The 15480-nt window shown below is 73.5% G+C and carries 14 protein-coding genes and 1 tRNA gene; 4 read left to right on the forward strand and 11 right to left on the reverse strand.

The genetic code is table 11. The annotated features are described in order from the left end of the window. Window positions 1–38: 38 nt before the first annotated feature. Window positions 39–2192, reverse strand: coding sequence for a cobyrinate a,c-diamide synthase (locus ACZ6TB_RS47025; RefSeq protein ID WP_465567816.1), 2154 nt, complete (start codon window positions 2190–2192; stop codon window positions 39–41). A 124-nt stretch (window positions 2193–2316) separates the two neighbouring features. Between ACZ6TB_RS47025 and ACZ6TB_RS47030 the strand changes: the two genes are divergently transcribed. Further along, complete coding sequence (locus tag ACZ6TB_RS47030) at window positions 2317–3363, forward strand: SURF1 family cytochrome oxidase biogenesis protein (protein WP_465567818.1); 1047 nt, start codon at window positions 2317–2319, stop codon at window positions 3361–3363. Between the two features lie 10 nt (window positions 3364–3373). Next, a complete protein-coding gene (locus tag ACZ6TB_RS47035) occupies window positions 3374–3880 on the forward strand; it encodes a hypothetical protein (protein WP_465567821.1) in 507 nt (168 codons plus the stop codon). 56 nt (window positions 3881–3936) lie between these two features. Here the strand turns inward: ACZ6TB_RS47035 and ACZ6TB_RS47040 are convergent, their stop codons facing one another. The 10 genes from ACZ6TB_RS47040 to ssb form a co-directional block, all read right to left on the reverse strand. After that, window positions 3937–5466, reverse strand: a complete 1530-nt coding sequence (locus ACZ6TB_RS47040) for an ATP-dependent DNA ligase (RefSeq protein ID WP_465567824.1) — start codon at window positions 5464–5466, stop codon at window positions 3937–3939. A 60-nt stretch (window positions 5467–5526) separates the two neighbouring features. Beyond that, entirely contained in the window at window positions 5527–5856 is a 330-nt protein-coding gene (locus ACZ6TB_RS47045) for a hypothetical protein (protein ID WP_465567827.1), read from the reverse strand. A gap of 18 nt (window positions 5857–5874) precedes the next feature. Beyond that, complete coding sequence (locus ACZ6TB_RS47050; protein WP_465567830.1) at window positions 5875–7353, reverse strand: FAD-dependent monooxygenase; 1479 nt, start codon at window positions 7351–7353, stop codon at window positions 5875–5877. Window positions 7354–7369: 16 nt separating this feature from the next. Beyond that, a complete protein-coding gene (locus ACZ6TB_RS47055) occupies window positions 7370–8716 on the reverse strand; it encodes a M20/M25/M40 family metallo-hydrolase (RefSeq protein WP_465567859.1) in 1347 nt (448 codons plus the stop codon). Window positions 8717–8741: 25 nt separating this feature from the next. Further along, on the reverse strand, window positions 8742–9797 hold the full coding sequence (locus ACZ6TB_RS47060) for a M48 family metallopeptidase (protein WP_465567832.1): 1056 nt from the start codon (window positions 9795–9797) through the stop codon (window positions 8742–8744). After that, complete coding sequence (locus tag ACZ6TB_RS47065; protein ID WP_465567835.1) at window positions 9794–10381, reverse strand: uridine kinase family protein; 588 nt, start codon at window positions 10379–10381, stop codon at window positions 9794–9796. Before ACZ6TB_RS47065 ends, ACZ6TB_RS47060 begins: the two co-directional genes overlap by 4 nt. Beyond that, the gene (locus tag ACZ6TB_RS47070; protein ID WP_465567838.1) at window positions 10378–11907 is read right to left on the reverse strand and encodes a cobyric acid synthase; all 1530 of its coding nucleotides are present in this window, start codon (window positions 11905–11907) and stop codon (window positions 10378–10380) included. Before ACZ6TB_RS47070 ends, ACZ6TB_RS47065 begins: the two co-directional genes overlap by 4 nt. After that, a complete protein-coding gene (locus ACZ6TB_RS47075) occupies window positions 11904–12845 on the reverse strand; it encodes a cobalamin biosynthesis protein (RefSeq protein ID WP_465567841.1) in 942 nt (313 codons plus the stop codon). Before ACZ6TB_RS47075 ends, ACZ6TB_RS47070 begins: the two co-directional genes overlap by 4 nt. Before the next feature lie 26 nt (window positions 12846–12871). After that, complete coding sequence (locus tag ACZ6TB_RS47080; RefSeq protein ID WP_465567844.1) at window positions 12872–13321, reverse strand: hypothetical protein; 450 nt, start codon at window positions 13319–13321, stop codon at window positions 12872–12874. Window positions 13322–13414: 93 nt separating this feature from the next. Then, window positions 13415–14122 (reverse strand): single-stranded DNA-binding protein, encoded by a 708-nt coding sequence (gene ssb / locus ACZ6TB_RS47085; protein ID WP_465567847.1) that lies wholly within the window; start codon window positions 14120–14122, stop codon window positions 13415–13417. Between the two features lie 152 nt (window positions 14123–14274). On the opposite strand from ssb, the gene ACZ6TB_RS47090 reads away from it, so the two are divergent. Both ACZ6TB_RS47090 and ACZ6TB_RS47095 read left to right on the forward strand, forming a co-directional pair. Further along, complete coding sequence (locus tag ACZ6TB_RS47090) at window positions 14275–15294, forward strand: alpha/beta hydrolase (protein WP_465567850.1); 1020 nt, start codon at window positions 14275–14277, stop codon at window positions 15292–15294. 14 nt (window positions 15295–15308) lie between these two features. Next, window positions 15309–15381 (forward strand) — tRNA-Arg (locus tag ACZ6TB_RS47095). The last annotated feature ends 99 nt before the right edge of the window (window positions 15382–15480 follow it).

Consider the following 15480-nt stretch of genomic DNA (forward strand, 5'->3'; position numbering starts at 1 on the left):
TCCTCCCGAGATCGGGCCGGACGGTGGATTGGCCCTGTTCAGGACGCGGTGATGTCCGCCGTGTCGGCGAGATCGGGCACGCTGGCGACACCCGACGCGGGGATCGGCCCGGACGCCGGCACCGGTCCGCCCGCCATCGGCCCGGAGCCGGGCGCCGGCGGAAGTCCACCCACGATCGGACCGGAACCGGGCGCCGGCGGAAGGTCACCGGCCATCGGCCCCGAGTCGGTCACGGGCGGGTAGCCACCCATCGGACCCGCGTCGGTCATCGGCGGGTAGCCACCCATCGGGCCCGAATCGGTGGCCGGTGGATAGCCGCTCATCGGTCCCGAGCCGGGCGCCGGCGGATAACCGCCCATCGGACCCGAGCCGGGCGCCGGCGGGTAGCCGCTCATCGGCCCGGAGCCGGGCGCGGGCGGCAGGCCGCCGGGCCGCGGCGGGCGCGGGCGGCGGTGCGGCGCCTGGTCGTGCGGGGGGCCGTAGGGGCGCTGGTCCGCCGGGGAGGCCGGCTGGCCGTGCGGCTCATGCTGCGGCGGCCCATAGGAGTCGTGGCCGAACGCGGGCTGGTCCTGCGGCATCGCGGGCGACGCGGCCAGCGCGGCGGCCGGCATCGACACCGTCGGCGGCTCGGCGTGCGGGTTCGCCACCGGGCTGTGCGGCTGCGGCTGCGGGCTGGGCGGCTGGGACTGCGGCTGCGGGCCGTGCGGCTGCGGCGGGGACTGCGGGCCGTGCGGCTGGGATTGCGGGCCGTGCGGCTGGAGACCGTGCTGCTGTGGACCGTGCTGCGTTGGGCCGTGCGCCTGCGAGTGCGCCATCGGCGACCCCGGACGCTCCCCCGCCGGGCCCGCGATCGCGGCCGCCACCACCCGCTTGGCGATCTCGGGCGCGGCCGCCCAGTGCAGCCCCAGCTGGGAGGCGTGCACCTGGCGCCAGACGAAGCCCTCGGGGTTGCCGCCCGACCACGTCCAGGCCGGCACGTTGCCGGCGCGCGGGGTCAGGATCGCGCGGTGCTGCTTGTAGCCGGTGATCCGGGCGCCGGCCGGGGCCAGCAACGACGTGGTCGGCGCGGTCGCCTCGCGGTAGCCGGCCACGGTCTGCTCGCCGCTGACCGCCGACGTGTCGATCACCGCGCACATCGGCCGGCCGTCGAAGTCGCGTCCGAGCCAGGGCAGCGCCACGCCTTCGGCCACCACCGGCCAGCCGTCGTGGGCGAACTTGGCGACCGCGTTGCAGAGCCGTCGGTTGGCGGAGAGCTCCTCGGCGTACCCCTCCGGCAGTCCCGCCCCGATCACGAGCGCGCGCGTGCCGGCCGGGAGCGCCTCATCACGCAAGGGGTCGACGACGGCGACGTCCGCGCCGGCCGCCGTGAGGAGCTCGGCCGTCTCGACGTACGTGAAAGGCGCACCCGGACCACCCGCAAGCGCGACAATCGGACGCTGGTCGAAATCGCCGCCCACCGCGTCGCCCGGCGACCAGATCGGGCCCGGCAGCGCCGGCGCCGCCCCGGCCAGCGCCATCAGGCGCTCGAGATCGAGCCCGGCGAGAACCGCCTCGCCCAGCCGCCGCACCGCCCGGCTCGCCTCGACCGTCCGATGCGCCACCGGCACCGGCCCGTGCGCGCGGGCCGGCAACACGTTCGGCAGGTCGCCGCGGCGCAGCGCGCCGAGCACCGGCATGCCGATGTCGTCGAGCGCCGTGCGCAGCATCTGCTCGTGCCGGGGCGAGGCGACCCGGTTGAGGATCACGCCGCCCAGGTGGACCATCTCGTCGAACATCCGGAAGCCGTGCACCAGCGCCGCCAGCGAGTGACCCATCGCGGCCACGTCGACCACCAGCACCACCGGCGCGCGCAGGGTGGCGGCGACCGCGGCGGTGCCGTCCACCTCGGGCTGACCGGTGAGCGAGTCGAACAGGCCCATGGCGCCCTCGATCACCGAGAGCTGCGCGCCCGAGGCGCCGTGCGCGAAGAGCGGCGCGATACGCTGCGCGCCCACCAGCCGGGGGTCGAGGTTGCGGCCGGGCCGGCCCGCGGCGAGACCGAGGTACGCCGCGTCGGTGTGATCGGGTCCGACCTTGAAGCCCGCCGCCGGGATGCCCCGAGCCACGCACGCCGCGAGCAGACCCACCGCGACGGCGGTCTTCCCGTGCCCCGAGGAGGGTGCGCTCACGACCAGACGGGGCTGGGCGCTCATCAAAGGTTCTCCCGACTTTCACAGGGCCGGACTTCACTGGGCGGCGCGCGCGTGAACAGGGCCGCCGTCCGGCACAGTACCTGGCTCCGACCGGTCACGCCGGGCCGCCGGGTAGCCTCGGGGGGTGTACCGGTTCCTGCTGACGCCGCGCTGGCTGGGCGCCGCCGCGCTGGCCGTTGTCGCCGCCGTGATCATGGTCATGCTCGGCAACTGGCAGCTCCACCGGTACCAGGAGCGCAGCGCGATCAACGACCGCATCGACGCCGCTGACTCGGTGCAGGCGGTGCCCATGGCTTCGGTCCTCACCGCGCCGACCGCGGCGGGGCACGCCGGCAAGGCGCCCGGCAAACGCTTGGCGTGGACAAAGATCGAGGTCAGCGGCCGGTACGACGTGACGCACGAGATCCAGGCGCGCGGGCGGACCGTGGACGGCGACGTCGGATTCGAGATCGTCACGCCGCTGGTCCTGGCCGACGGGACGGCCGTGCTGGTCGACCGCGGCTGGGTGCCGGCGCCGGCCGGGGGTGCGGTCGCCGCCCCCACGGTGCCCCCCGCGCCCACCGGCGACGTCACCGTGGTCGGCCAGGTCCACCTGTCGGAAAGCCGACCCACCTCGATCGAGCACCGGGACGGCAGGCTGGACACGAGGCGCATCACAGTCTCCCATTTGGCGGGACAGATGCCGTACCCCCTCTATGGCGCCTACGTCCTGCTCACCTCCCAGACCCCGCCGAACGACGCGTCCTTCACCCGGGTGCCGATCGATCACGAGGACGCCTGGCAGAACGCCGGTTACACGGTGCAGTGGTGGCTCTTCGCGGCGATGGCCCTTTTCGTGTACGTCTGGCAGGCCCGCAAGGAGGCGCAAGGCACCACGCCCCGGCCGGCCGCCGCGCCGTCCCCGGCCAAGCCCGGCCTGCGAGACCGGGTCGCCGAGGCCGACCGCAAGCGCGAGGCCGCCCGCCTGGCCGCGCTGAGTGCCCCGATCGACCGCGTGGAGGAGGCCGACCGCAAGCGCGCCGCCGCAGTGAGCGCGCCCGCGGACCGCGTGGAGGAGGCCGACCGCAAGCGCGCCGCCGCACTGAGCGCGCCCGCCGACCGCGTGGCCGAGGCCGACCGGCGGCGGGCGGAGGCGGAAGCGAAGCTCGCGGCCCCGAGCGGTCAAGACTAGGGTCGCGGGCATGACCTCCTCGCCGAGCGACCCGTGGGGAGCGCCGGCCCCTCAGCCGGACGATCCGTGGAGCGTCCCGTCCCCCTATCCCGCGCCGGCCCCCCGGCCCGGGTCGCCGTCCGCGGACGCGCTCGCCCCCACGTCGGTCCCGCCGGACCCGCAGCCCGGCCCGGTGATCATGCAGATCGCCGAGATAGCGGTGACCTCGACGACGGTCCACACGCCGACCGGCGACATCCCGCTGGCGGGCTCGCAGTGGCAGGTCAACGACTACTGGTTCAGCCAGCAGCGCATCCCGAAGTGGGCCGTCATCGCGGCGATCGTCGGCTTCTGCGTGCTGACTGTCTTCAGCCTGCTCTTCCTGCTGGTCAAGGAGAGCGTCATGCAGGGCACGGTGCAGGTGACGGTGACCAACGGCTCCCGGCAGTACGTCGCCCGCATCCCGGTCACCGACCAGAACGCGGTGACCGCCATCAACCAGCAGGTCAACTACGTGCGCACGCTGGCCGCCCTCTAAGGGCCAGCCGCCCACCAAGCGCCAGCCCCGCCCAAGCGCCGGCCGCCGGCCGCGGGTCAGTCGCCGGCGGGAGGCAGGTGGGCGCCCAGCGCCTTGACCGTGTCTATCGTGTCGGCCTCGGCCGCCGGCTTGTCGTCGCGATAGCGCAGCACCCGGGCGAACCGCAACGCCACGCCGCCGGGGTAGCGCGGGGACGTCTGGACGCCGTCGAAGGCGATCTCGACCACCTGCTCGGGGCGGACCGTCACGACCCAGCCGTTGTCGCCCGTGGCCAGCTCCTGGAAGCGGGCCGTCTGCCAGCGCAGCAGCTCGTCGGTCAGGCCCTTGAACGTCTTGCCCAGCATGACGAAACCGCCCGTCGCCGGGTCGAGCGCGCCCAGATGCAGGTTGGACAGCCAGCCCTTGCGGCGGCCGTGTCCCCACTCGACGGCCAGCACCACGAGGTCGAGCGTGTGCCGGGGTTTGACCTTGACCCAGGCCGAGCCGCGGCGGCCCACGTCGTAGGGGGCGTCCAGCGATTTCATGACGACGCCCTCCTGGCCGGCGGCCAGCGCGGCGGCGAAGGCGGCCGCGGCCTCCTCCTCGGTCTCGGCGATCGTGCGGCCGACCAGGAGCTCGGCCGGCAACGCGTCGGCGAGGGCGGCCCAGCGGACGCGGGCGGGCTCGTCGAGCAGGTCGGCGCCGTCCAGGTGCAGCAGGTCGAAGAAGTAGGGCACCAGCGCCGACGTGGCGGCGCCCCGGGTGGCAGCGCGGCTCGACGTCTCCTGGAACGGGCGGGGGCGGCCCGACGCGTCCAGCGTCATCGCCTCGCCGTCGAGGACGGCCTCACGCAGGGGCAGCTTGCGAACCGCCTCGACGACCTCGGGCATGCGGGCGGTGATGTCGTCGAGGCTGCGGGTGAAGACGGCCACCTCGTCGCCCGAGCGGTGCACCTGGATGCGGATGCCGTCGAGCTTCACGTCGACCGCGGCCGGGGAGCCGGTGGCGAGCAGGGCGGCGCCGACGTCGGGAGCGCTCTGCGCGAGCATCGGGGTGAGCGGGGTGCCGACCCGCAGGTGGATCTCGGCGAGGGCCGCGGCGCCGCCGGTGAGCGCGGCGACGGCCACCTGCTTGAGGTCGCCGGAGAGCAGCAGCGCGCGCCGGACCGCGGTCAGCGGCACCTCGGCGGCCTTGGCGATCGCGTCGGCCAGCAGGCCGGCCTGGGCGCCCTGGCGCAGCTCGCCGCCGAACAGGCCGATCAGCAGCCGCTGCTCGTCGGCCGTGGCCGCGCCGAACAGCGCGCCGAGCAGGTCGCGCCGGCGGGCCTGGGAGCCGGCGCCGGCGACCACCGCGATCTCGGCGATCGCGGCGTCGACCTCGCCGACGGTCAGCGTGGGCTCGGCCGCGGGCGCCGGCCGGTCACGCAGGCTCGCATAGCCCACCCCGGTCTGCCGCTGCCGCAGCTCGCCGGCCAGGTAGGCCGAGCCGGCCGCGATCTCGCCGGGGTCGAGGCGGCGCAGCGCGTCGGCCAGGAGCTCGATCTTGGCCTTGCGCCCCGGGATTGCACTCACGGCGGCCGAGGTGGCCGCCAGGTCTGAGAACCGCACGGCCCTATCCTGGCAGCCACCTACGACATTTTTCGCCGAGACGAACCGCCGCCGGCGACATCAGGCGGCGAGCGGCTCGGAAATCCGGAAGCCGCGGGCACGGACCGCGTCGGCGACGCGGCTGACCTGCGCATCGAGCGCGCAGAGCGTGGTGGAGATCTCGTCGAGGTGCTCGGTCAGGGCGGAGTCGTCCCAGCCGGCGACGTCGACGTCGTCGAGGGCGCGCACGGCGGCACGCAGGCGGACGATGGATTCGAGACGGTCGTGGGATCGGAGCCGGTCGATCGCGTCGCGCGGCCCGACGGACTTGGGCCGCACCAGGAGGGTCACTGAGTTGCCCGGCGAGCGGCTGACACCGGCCGGCTCGGCGGACGCATCGTTAGAACGCATGTTCGAATCCTAACAGGATCACCCGGTCATCAGGGGCGGGAAAATCTGGACCGCGTCGGCCGGGGTGCCCACCGCGGCAACAAACCCGTCCGGGCGTACGAGATAGAGGTGTCCCGATTTCAAGGGGGTGCCCGGCGCCTCGGGGAAGATGTGCACCGGCACGCCCAGATCCGGAATGTCGGTGGCGGTGAGGCCGCCGTAGACGTGCACCTGCCACCGCAGCGACCGCAGCGCCGCGAAGTTGTCGCCCGCCCAGGGCAGCCGCCGGCCGACCACCGGGTCCCGGTGACCGCCCGACGCGTGCTCGGACCCGGGCGTCATCCAGTAGTGGATGCGGATCTGCGAGACGTACTGGAAGATCCGCGAACCGCCGCGGGTCATGGGCAGCATGCGGACCGCGACCGGGGCCAGCAGCGGGGCGATGCTCCGGCGCATCGCCCGGGAGACCGGGGTCTGGGAGGTGACCCCGGCGAAGATGCGATCGGTGGTGGCGACCAGGCGCTTGGCCACCGGACGGCGCTCGGCCTCGTACCGGTCGAGCCAGGCGTCCCGGCGCCGCCCCTGGAGCACGTCGGCCAGCTTGAACGCCAGGTTGTGCACGTCCTGGAGCCCGGTGTTCATGCCCTGGCCGCCGACCGGCGAGTGCACGTGTGCGGCGTCGCCGGCCAGGAAGAACGGGCCGTCCCGGAAGCAGGCGGCGATGCGGTGGTGCACGCGGTACGTCGCGAACCAGCGCGCGTGGTCGTAGGTGACCGCGAAGTTCCGCAACCGCGGCCGCACGTCGTCCTCGGTGAGCGTGCCGTCGCCGTCCTCGTCGCGCACCAGGCCGATCAGCCGCCACGCGCCGCGGCCCTTCATCGGGAAGGCGAGCAGGAAGTCGTCGTTGCCGGGCCGCACGTTGATCGCGCCCTCGACCAGCCCGCCGGCCGCCACCGCGTCGAGCACGTAGAAGCGATGCGGGTTGGTCGAGCCCTCGAAGCCGATGCGGCGCTGCTTGCGGATCGCCGAGTTCGCCCCGTCGCAGCCGACGCAGAAGCGGGCCCGCACGGTGTCGTTGCCGACCTTGGCCTCGACGCCGTTCTCGGTCTGGGAGACCGCGGTGACCGCGGTCTCCCAGCGCACCTCGTGGCCGAGCTTCTGGAGATTTTCGTGGAGGATCTCCTCGTTCCGGCTCTGTTCGAGGATTTCCAGGTACGGGTAGGGCGTCACGCCCTCGCCGAGCGGCCCCAGCGGAATCCGGCCGAAGGCGCGGTCGAGGTAGCCGGGCGCCAGCGCGTTCGCCCGCTGGGCCGTCGCCAGGACCAGGTCGCCGACGCCGAGCTGGTCGTAGATCTCGAGGCTGCGGGCCTGCACCACGAGAGCTCGCGACTCCCGGGTCGGCCCGTCCTTGCCGTCCACCACGATCACGTCGACGCCGAGCTTGACCAGCCAGTTGGCCAGCATCAGCCCGGTCGGGCCGGCGCCCACCACCAGCACGTCGCACGTCAGGTCGGCCATCGGCGACCCTCCTCTTTCAGCTCGTCAGCGCCTCCGCGACGTTCTTGAACAGCAGCGCCTCGGCCACGCACACCCGCTCGAACTCACCCAGGTGCAGGCTCTCGTCGGGCCCGTGCGCCCCCGAGTAAGGGTCCTCCACTCCAGTGACCAGAATCGATGCCTGGGGGAACAATTCCTGGAAGGTGGCGATGAACGGGATGGACCCGCCGACGCCCATGTCGACCGGGGCGACGCCGTCCCACGCAGCGCTGAAGGCCGCCCGGGCCGCGTCGAAGGCCGGCCCGGTCGCGTCGATCACGCAGGGCGATCCGTCGCTCTCCAGCGTGACCTCGACCTCGGCACCCCACGGCACGTACTTCTCGAGGTGGGCGCGGACTGCCGCGTACGCCGACTTGGGGTCGTCACCGGGCGCGAGGCGCACGCCGATCTTGGCTTTGGCCCGGGGCTGGAGCGCGTTGGCCGCCTCCAGGGTCCGCGGGGCGTCGATGCCCAGCACCGAGATCGACGGCTTGGTCCAGATGCGGTCGGTGATCGTGCCGTGGCCGATCAGCTTGATCCCGTCGAGCACGCCGCCCTCGTGCCGGAACCGGTCCTCGGGATAGTCGACGCTGGCGCCCTCGCGTCCGATCAGCCCGTCGACGGCGACCTCGCCGTCCTCGTCGTGCAGGGTGGTCAGCAGCCGGGCCAGGGTCATCAGCGCATCGGGCACCGGGCCGCCGAACATGCCGCTGTGCACGGCGTTCTTCAGCACCTTGACCTCGGCGAACAGGTTGACCAGGCCGCGCAGCGAGGTGGTCAGCGCGGGCCGGCCGATGTCCCAGTTGCCGGAGTCGGCGATGACGATCACGTCGGAGCGCAGCTCCTCGAGGTGCGCCTCGATGATCGCGTCGAGCGAGTCGGAGCCGTACTCCTCCTCGCCCTCGACGAAGACGACCACGCCGACCGGGAGCTGGTCGCCCCAGGCGCGCAGCGCGGCGACGTGGGCCATCACCCCCGCCTTGTCGTCGGCGGCGCCGCGGCCGTAGAGCCGGCCGTCGCGCTCGACCGGCTCGAACGGGTCGCCGGTCCAGAGGGCGGGGTCGCCGGCCGGCTGCACGTCGTGGTGGGCGTAGAGCAGCACGGTGGGCGCACCCGCCGGCGCCGCCTTACGGCCGATCACGGCGGGCTGGCCGCCGTGCCGCACGATCTGCACCTCGAGGTCGCAGCCGCGCAGCAGCTCGGCCACGGCCTCGGCCGACCGCTCCACGTGCGAGTGGTCGAATCCCTCGAAGGCGATGCCGGGAATCCGGACCAGCCGCTCGAGGTCGGCACGGACACCGGGCATCTCCCGCGCGATCGCGGCGCGCAGATCGGTTTCGCTCAAGCTCATGAACCCGATCCTAAGGTGTTCAGTTCTCGGATTCGCCGTCCCGGCGGCCACGGCCGGACGCCCAGTCGCGGGCGCCGCGAGCGGCCGAGCCGGCCAGGTCACCGGCGCCGCCGCCGAACTTGCGGAGCAGGCCGACCAGCGGGTCCTGCGAGGTGGTGAAGGTTTCCCGGTACGACGCGGCGGCCGCCTTGACGTCGTCGGCGACCGAGGCGTCGCCGTCCGAGTCGCGGCGCGGGTAGTCGCCGCCGAGAATGCGCGCGTAGTCGCCGGAGTCGATCCATTTGCGCAGGTCGGCGGCGCGGGCCACGGGCACCGGGTGGGTGCTCCAGGCGGTGATGCCGATCTTGTGGAGGCTGTCCCGCAGGTCGCCGCCGCTCTCGTACTCGGCCGCCTGCTCGAGGAACGCGGCCGTGTCGATCTGGGAGAGGTCGCCGCCGCCCGCCAGCTTCATCAGCAGCCGCAGCGAGGCGGCCGGGTCCTGGCCGGCGAGCAGGCCGGCGCGGTCGGCCGAGAGCTCGGCCTTGCGCCACCACTCGAGCATGGCCGCGATGATCGCCCGCAGCGCGATGGCGCCGACCGGCAGCCAGGCGATGCTGGTCGTCCAGCGGGTGAGGATCATCATGATCGTCTTGTAGACGGCGTGGCCGCTGCGCACGTGGCCGATCTCGTGCCCGAGCATCGCCCGCAGCTCGTCGTCGTCGAGCTTTTCCACGGCGCCCGTGGTGACCACGATGAACGGCTTGTCGAGGCCGATGGCCGAGCCGTTGATGATCGGGTCCTGGGTGACGAACAGCTCGGGCAGCTCGGCCACGTCGAGCGTGGCGGCGGCCTCGGTGAAGCGCTGGTAGACCCGCGGGTACTGCCGGTGGTCGACGCGGATGGCGCCGGCCAGGAACTGCAGGCGGAAGCCCCGCTCGTTCCACATGCCGAAGAACGCCTTCACGACGTCGTCGAAGCCGCGCAGCTCGCGCAGCGCGGTCAGGGCGCCACGGTCGGCCGGGTGCTCCCAGGCCCGCGAGCTGATCCCGGTCAGCGTGACCCGCCGGCGTACCGGACGGTTCTCCTCATCGGTCATGTCCCCGCCTTAGTGAAAACGTCGTCGCCGGTCGCCGCGGCGCCGTCGACGATCAGGTCGGCAGCGGCGGCGGTCTCCTCCTCGGCGAAGTGCCGGTCCTCGGCAGCACGCCATCGCCCAAGGTACGCCCGGAACGCAACGCTGTCGTCGCCGTCGCGTGCCAGGGCCCGCTTCCACCGCAGCTCGGCCGGGGCGTCGACGAACACGGCGAGGGTCAGCTCGGGCCGGATCTCGCGCCGTGCGGTGCTCACTCCCTCCAGCAGTACGGCGGCCGCCGGCTCGACGGTGACCTGCGGCCCCGCGAACCGGCCGTGATGCCAGTCGTAGCGCCGGTATTCGCCGGGCTCTCCCCGCCGCAGCGGGGTCAGGATCTGGCGGTCCAGCCGTTCCCAGAAGGTGAACTGATCGTCCCAGCCATCGAGCAGATCATCGGTGTGTACGACCGGAGCGTCGAGCAGTTTGGCCAGCCGCAGCGCGAACGTGGTCTTCCCGGCGCCGCTCGGCCCGTCGACCGCGATGAGCCGGGTGCGGCCGAGCCGCGCGGGCCGCCGTTCGATCTCCGCCACCAGGTCGGCGTACCTCATGACGGCGCCCCCGGCGGGACGAACGGGAGCCCGGGCGGCGCGCCCTCCTCGATCAGGCGCCACAGGGCGGCCGTGTCGCAGTGCTCCTCGACCAGGTCGCCGAGCACGTCGAGGGCCTGCTCCCGGACCGCGGCGAACCGGGTGTCCGGCGCGACCGCGAACCCGTGCCGCCCCGCCTGCCGGGCCGCCTCGGTGAGGAACCGGCGGCGGAACTCGTCCGACTCGAAGGCGCCGTGCCAATGGGTGCCGCTGACGTTGCCCACCACCGCGCCCTCGGGCCGCCCGTCGGCGTACCGGAGAAGCGGTTCGGGGTCGCCCGTGGAGACGAAGCCGTGATGGATCTCGTAGCCGTGCACCGGTGCGCCCAGCCCCTCCCCCGCCGGCCGGGCCAGGGTCTTGCGCGGCCCGAACGTGATGCCGACCGGGAGCAGGCCGAGGCCCGCCACCTCGCCGCGGCCGCTCTCCACCTCGTCGTCGATGGTCTCGGCCAGCATCTGGAAGCCGCCGCAGATGCCGAGCAGCGGCTTCCCGGCGGCGGCGTGCCTGGTCACGGCGTCGGCCAGGCCGGTCTCGCGCACCCATGCGAGGTCGCTGACGGTCGACTTGGAGCCGGGCAGCACGACCAGGTCGGCGTCGGCGATGTCGCCCGGCTCGATCGTGAGCTGCACGCGGACGCCCGGCTCGGCCGCGAGGGCCTCGGCGTCGGTGGCGTTCGAGATGCGGGGCAGGCGGACGACGGCGATCCGGAGCCATTCGCTTCCGCTGGGCGGTCCGGGACGACCCAGGGTGCGGCCGTACGCGAGGGAGTCTTCCGCGTCGAGCCAGACATCGAGATGGAACGGCAGGACGCCGTGCACGGGACGGCCGGTGACCCGGGTGATCATGTCGAGGCCGGGCCGGAGCAGGCCCCCGTCGCCGCGAAACTTGTTGATCACGAAGCCCGCGACCAGCGCCTGGTCCTCGGGGCTCAGCAGCGCCAGCGTGCCGTGGAACGCGGCGAACACCCCGCCCCGGTCGATGTCGCCGACCACGACCGCGGGCAGTCCGGCGTGCCGGGCCAGCCCCATGTTCACGAAGTCGCCGTCGCGCAGGTTGATCTCGGTGGGGCTGCCGGCGCCCTCGCAGATCACCGCGTCGTACTCGGCGCGCAGCTCGTCGAGGGCCGCCCACGCCGTCTCGGCCAGCTGCTCGCGCACCGACCGGTAGTTGCCGCCGGTGACGCTCCCGATCGCCTGGCCGAGCAGCACGACCTGGCTCGACCGGTCGCTGCCCGGCTTGAGCAGCACCGGGTTGAACCGCAGGTCGGGCGCGATGCCGCAGGCCGCGGCCTGCATGGCCTGGGCCCGGCCGAGCTCGCCGCCCCGCCCGTCGGCCCCGACGACGACGGCCGAGTTGTTGGACATGTTCTGCGCCTTGAACGGCGCGACCTTGACCCCGCGCCGATGCAGCCACCGGCAGATCCCGGCCGTGACCACGCTCTTGCCGGCGTCGGACGTCGTCCCCGCGACCAGCAGCCCGCCACTCACCGCCGCCCCCGGCGAGCCAGCGCCAGGCCCGCGGCGATCGCGGCCGCGGCCGCGCCGACCGCGCCCGAGACGCGGGCCGCCCGCCGCAGGTGCACGGCCGAGGGCCGTGGGCCGTCGCCGATCAGGGGGCGGACCTCGCTGCGTCCGAAATAGACGTTCCGACCGCCGAGCCGCACGCCCAGCGCGCCCGCCATCGCCGACTCGCACTGGCCCGCGTTGGGCGACGGGTGGTCGTTCCGGTCGCGGCGCCAGACCCGCAGCGTCTCCCGGGGCGACCCGCCCGCGATCGGCGCCGCCGCGATCGTCAGCAGGCCGGTCAGCCGCGACGGCGCCAGGTTGAGCGCGTCGTCGAGCCTCGCCGAGGCGGTGCCGAACCGCTCGTACCGCGCCGACCGATGCCCGACCATCGCGTCCAGCGTGTTGGCCGCCCGGTAGGCCAGCAGCCCCGGCAACCCGAGCAGGCCGCCCCAGACCAGCGGCGCGACGACCGCGTCCGACGTGTTCTCCGCCACCGACTCGACCGTGGCCCGGGCCAGCTCCGGAGCGTCCAACGTCGACGGTTCACGCCCGCACAGGTGATTGAGCCGCCCCCGCGCCGCCGCCAGGTCGCCGGCGTCGAGGTGGCGGGCCATGATCCGGGACTCGCGCCGCAGCGTGCGCCCGCCCAGCACCGTCCAGGTGGCGGCCGCGACCAGCGCCGCCCGCGCGACCGGCCGGCCCCGCGTGGCCCGCGCCGCGGCCATCCCGGCCAGGGCCGGCCCGCCGACCGCCAGCACGGCGAACGCCGCCCCCGCCCGGCGGTCGGGCGCGTAGAGGCGGCGTTCGAGGGCGCCGGCCGCCGTGCCGAAGCCGGCGACCGGGTGGAACCGTCGTGGATCACCGAGCACGGCGTCGAGGAGATAGCCGGCGACCAGCCCGGCCGCGTCCGCACCCGCCATTTCTCAGTTCCCCCGTTCGACTTCGGTCATGGGCAAAGATCGCACACCCAGACCGGGCGGTCGGCCGGCTCCGCGCTGAACGGCACCGGCTCCAGCGCGCCCCAGATGATCGCGCCGGGAGCGCGGTCCTCCAGGAACTCCTTCACGATGGCGTGCAGGTCACCGCTCACCCGGTACGGGATGGCGAGCGGCAGGTCGGCCCGGCCGCACGAGCCGGTCGAGCAGCGCAGCTGCCCGGCCTCCCCGTCGTGCCAGACGTAGAACGTGGCCGGCCCCTCGTACGGCATGGCGGCGACCTGATCGCGGAGCAGCTCGGCCGTCTCCTGGAAGGCGGCCACCACCTCCTCCGCCGACAGGCCCATGCGTTCGTGCGGCGGGGCCCCGAACCAGCTCGTATTGGCGTGCTCGGCGTCCAGGTCGTGCGGCGAAAGCACCAGTGTCTCGCCCGCGATCGCGCGGATCTCCTTCAACAGCACGGGACCCAGTCTGCCCGCCCCACCCCGGGCCGGGCCAACCGGGCGGCCCGCCCCTGTTCGGACGACCTAATCCGAACAGGGGCTGTCCGTGCGTCAGGCCGCGACCGGTTCCCGCTTGCCGCGGCGGGTGCGCCGGGCGCCCGGCGGCTGCTCGGCGACCAGGCGCTCGACCTCGAGGGTGAGATCGTCCGGGTCCTCCTGCTCGCCCTCCTGCTCGCCCACCGGCTCACCGGAAGCCACGACCTCCGGCTCCGGCTCCGGCTTCTGCTTCGGCCGCGGCAGCGACGGGACGGGCTCGACGAAGGTCGGCTCCGGCTCGTCGGGCAGGCCATCGCCGTACCCGATGGTCGCCTCGCCCTCGGTGACCGCGATGGTCGGCTCGCCGCCGATCAGCGCCTCGGTCTCGCCGTCCTCGATCTGGCCGGTGCCCAGCGCGGACTTGGCGCGGTAGAAGCGGGCCCGGCCGCGAGCCAGGTCGTGGCCGATCGCGTACGCCTCCATCTCGAAGGAAATCCGGGGGTTGCCGTTCTCGTCCTTCCAGTCGCGGGTGTAGAGCCGGCCCTGGACGATGACCGGGTCGCCGACGGTGATCGAGGACGCGATGCCCTCGGCCAGCCGGCGCCAGGCGACGACCCGGACCCGCAGATTGTTGCCGTCGACCCAGCGGCTGTTCTCCCGGTCGTAGCGGCGCGAGGTCGAGGCGACCCGGAAGTTGGCCACGAGCGCGCCGGAGCTCGCGATGCGGCGCCACTCGGGAGCCGTCAGGACGTTGCCCACGACTACGAGGTTGGTGTCGAACATGGTGCCCTCCCTTGCGGAACTGATGAGGCGGCGAGCATGCGCTCATCGCGTACGGGATGCTGGTGTTGATCTCTGGGGTTGGTGACGAAGGCCGACATGGGGAAAACCGCCGCAGCGGCGACGGATCTGTTATGGCTGGGTAGCCTGGGCTCGTGGAGATCGACGTCCTGGGGCAGCCCTACGAGCGGCACACGATCGACCTGGGCAGCGACGACGAGGGCCCGGTCGTCGCCACCCTCGTGCGCCGCCGAGCCAATCAGCCGACGCGCCGTGCGGTGCTTTACGTGCACGGCTTCGTGGACTACTTCTTCCAGACCCATCTGGCCGACTTCTACGTCGAGCGCGGATGGGACTTCTACGCGCTCGACCTGCGCAAATACGGCCGCAGCCTGCTGCCGCACCAGACCCCGAACTTCGCCCGCAGCCTCACCGACTACTACCCCGAGCTCGACGAGGCGGCGCGGATCATCCGGGACGTCGACGGGCACAACCAGATGCTGGTCGCGGGGCATTCGACCGGCGGCCTGATCACCTCGCTGTGGTCGCACTCGCGGCAGGGCCAGGGCGTGATCGACGGGCTCTTCCTGAACAGCCCGTTCTTCGACTTCAACGTGCCCTGGCTGGTGAAGCGTCCGCTGATGTCGGCGGTGATCGCGGCCAGCGGCAAGGCGCCGTACCGCAAGATCCCGACGGCGTCCCTGAGCCTCTACGGCGAGAGCCTGCACACCGACCACCGTGGCGAATGGACGTACAACCTCGATTGGAAGCCGGTGACCGGCTTCCCGGTGACGGCCGGCTGGCTGAACGCCATCCGCCGCGGCCAGCAGCGCCTGCGCGCGGGCCTGGCGATCGACGCGCCGGTCCTGGTCGCCTGCTCCACGCGTACGTTCCGGGGCCGCGCCTGGCACGAGGACATCCGCTCGAGCGACGTCGTCCTGGACGTCGAGCACATCGTCCGCTGGGCCCCGCGCCTCGGCTCCCGGGTGACGATCGCCCGCTTCGACGGCGGCGTCCACGACCTGACGCTCTCCGGGCCCGAGGTGCGTACGGAGGTGTTCCGCGAGCTCGCACGCTGGGTGGACGCCTTCGTGCCGCCGCCCGGAACGCCGGAGATCGAGGTGCCGCCGGCTCCCGAGGACAAGACGGACGACAAGTCCGGGGCGACCGCTTAGTATGTGGCTGGCCAGCGCTCGTAGCTCAGCGGATAGAGCAACGGACTTCTAATCCGTCGGTCGCAGGTTCGAATCCTGCCGGGCGCGCGAGTGTGATGTCTCGAGACATCGGAAACCCCTGAACCTGCGGTCGCGGGTTCAGGGGTTTGTTGTTTTCGGGGCTGGTCCGGGTGGTTTGTTGAGGCG

Source organism: Actinoplanes sp. NPDC051537 (assembly GCF_055586105.1).

Coding starts and splice junctions, on each gene's coding strand:
- ACZ6TB_RS47025 (WP_465567816.1), bottom strand. CDS start 2,192: ATGAGCGCCCAGCCCCGTCTGGTCGTGAGCGCACCCTCCTCGGGGCAC.
- ACZ6TB_RS47035 (WP_465567821.1), top strand. CDS start 3,374: ATGACCTCCTCGCCGAGCGACCCGTGGGGAGCGCCGGCCCCTCAGCCG.
- ACZ6TB_RS47045 (WP_465567827.1), bottom strand. CDS start 5,856: ATGCGTTCTAACGATGCGTCCGCCGAGCCGGCCGGTGTCAGCCGCTCG.
- ACZ6TB_RS47050 (WP_465567830.1), bottom strand. CDS start 7,353: ATGGCCGACCTGACGTGCGACGTGCTGGTGGTGGGCGCCGGCCCGACC.
- ACZ6TB_RS47060 (WP_465567832.1), bottom strand. CDS start 9,797: ATGACCGATGAGGAGAACCGTCCGGTACGCCGGCGGGTCACGCTGACC.
- ACZ6TB_RS47065 (WP_465567835.1), bottom strand. CDS start 10,381: ATGAGGTACGCCGACCTGGTGGCGGAGATCGAACGGCGGCCCGCGCGG.
- ACZ6TB_RS47075 (WP_465567841.1), bottom strand. CDS start 12,845: ATGGCGGGTGCGGACGCGGCCGGGCTGGTCGCCGGCTATCTCCTCGAC.
- ssb (WP_465567847.1), bottom strand. CDS start 14,122: ATGTTCGACACCAACCTCGTAGTCGTGGGCAACGTCCTGACGGCTCCC.